The sequence below is a fragment of the Bartonella sp. AP258QHHD genome, assembly GCF_042196145.1.
GTDB lineage: Bacteria > Pseudomonadota > Alphaproteobacteria > Rhizobiales > Rhizobiaceae > Bartonella.
Window position 1 is genome coordinate 1 of the sequence record NZ_JBHIPR010000064.1, and the last position, 1598, is coordinate 1598.

The 1598-nt window shown below is 37.8% G+C and carries 3 protein-coding genes and 2 pseudogenes; 3 read left to right on the forward strand and 2 right to left on the reverse strand.

The features are described 5' to 3' along the window. Window positions 1–54: 54 nt before the first annotated feature. The 3 genes and pseudogenes from ACFIMM_RS07995 to ACFIMM_RS08005 all read left to right on the forward strand — a co-directional run bounded on the left by ACFIMM_RS07995 (window position 55) and on the right by ACFIMM_RS08005 (window position 1001). Window positions 55–461: pseudogene (locus ACFIMM_RS07995) on the forward strand (hypothetical protein). Beyond that, complete coding sequence (locus ACFIMM_RS08000; RefSeq protein WP_375682829.1) at window positions 449–577, forward strand: hypothetical protein; 129 nt, start codon at window positions 449–451, stop codon at window positions 575–577. The pseudogene ACFIMM_RS07995 and the gene ACFIMM_RS08000 overlap by 13 nt, the downstream one beginning before the upstream one ends. A 64-nt stretch (window positions 578–641) precedes the next feature. Next, window positions 642–1001 carry a hypothetical protein gene (locus ACFIMM_RS08005; RefSeq protein ID WP_375608402.1) on the forward strand — a complete coding sequence of 120 codons (360 nt, stop codon included), beginning with the start codon at window positions 642–644 and terminating at the stop codon, window positions 999–1001. Window positions 1002–1103: 102 nt separating this feature from the next. Here ACFIMM_RS08005 and ACFIMM_RS08010 read toward each other — a convergent pair whose 3' ends face one another. Next, entirely contained in the window at window positions 1104–1304 is a 201-nt protein-coding gene (locus ACFIMM_RS08010; protein ID WP_015856172.1) for an AlpA family transcriptional regulator, read from the reverse strand. A 207-nt stretch (window positions 1305–1511) separates the two neighbouring features. Further along, window positions 1512–1598, reverse strand: a pseudogene (locus tag ACFIMM_RS08015) (integrase); the annotation flags it as partial.

Here is a 1598-nt window from a genome sequence, read left to right on the forward strand (position 1 = left end):
TTATGGCTCATCTCATCGTGAACAATTTCCTTTAAGTAAATCATGGAGTAAAAAATGAAACAAACTCTAAAATTATTAAGTGCTGTAACTTTGTTAGGTATTGCAGGATGTCAGTTTAATAAAACTCCTGGGGGGTATTTGAGCGCGTGGGAGAAAAATGGTGTTACTGATTTTACTGAAATAGGAAAAGCCTTATTAGAATGTGGTATGCCAGCTCCTTATGATGTATTTCCAGAAAACAGAAATTTAAGCAACAATGCAATAGCAACAATTCATGCTTGTATGGTTCAATCAGGTTTCCGCTATAAAGATGAAAGGGGGGGGGATGGTGTGTAAACCATAAAGCCGAAAATCTCCCGATTTGTCGTCCAGGTGCTGTCATACCACAGCGCAGTGTCAAGAAGCGCTTGAACAGCCCGTTTTGTAAAAAGCATCCAGAACAATATGAATGCTATCCTTAAGTTTTGCTGTTTGTGATGATCAACAATCTGCCATCCTTGCCTTTGCTTGGAATGGTGGGATTGTTTTCTCAACCAATCATCTCAATATTGTTCACCGTTGTTTTAAGCAGCGGTGACAGAAAATATCAACAGGCTTATGAGCTGTTTTATCGTAAATAAATCCATTGAAAGAGGGAAAAAATGAAGAAAATCTTAAAACTATTGAGTTGCATAGCTCTGTTAAGTATCACTGGATGTGTTAACTCAATTCCCTCACTTTCTCCAGCATTATGGAGAAATAAAATACTTTTAGAATGTGGAGTACCGGACCTTAATAAGGTTGTGGCGCTAGATTTGAATCAATTTGCCAGTATTGAAATGTGTATGGCGCAATCAGGTTTTCGCCCTAGCTTTACAATACAAGATTGGTGTGAGAACCATAAATCAGACAACCTTCCCATATGTCGTCCTGGTGCTGTCATGCCTCAGCGAAGTGTTGAGAGACGCTTAAATAGCCCTTATTGTAAAAAGCATTCAGAACAACTTGAATGCAAACCTTAAGTCTTGTTTCAGCAGAGAAAGCCTTGAATTTACACCAAATAAAGCACCAGGTTGATGAGTTTGAGAAAGCCTTGTCCGTTCTTACGTGACAAGGTTTTCTTTTTATGCCGCGTCGTTATAACGTTGCTGTTTTGCTTGCTCGATGACATTCAAAAGATCTGATTGTAACCAACGCGATAAAAAACCAAATTTTAGGGGTTTGGGGAGAGAGCCATTGGTAACATGACGGCGGAAAGTTGAGACACTCATATGAAGCAATTTTGCACTTTCACGGTCTGTTAAAAGAATATCATTTTCTGTCATATTAAAATCCTTTCACTATAAAAATGGTAACAAATCATAACCATTTATTAACCACATTTTGGTTCATTTTTGAAGGTATTTTATTTATATAAAACAATATTTTATCATACAATTTCTGATGTGATAATTTATGACTCTTATTGAGAGAGAATGAGAGAGAAGAGAGAGAAAGTTATCCACAGATCATGGGGTAAATTACCCCATATCTTAAGATTGACCCGTGACATAAGCCGCCCATTTATCCATATAGACACGGCGCTGTTCTAGATAGTCAGTACGACGATAGGAGCGCTC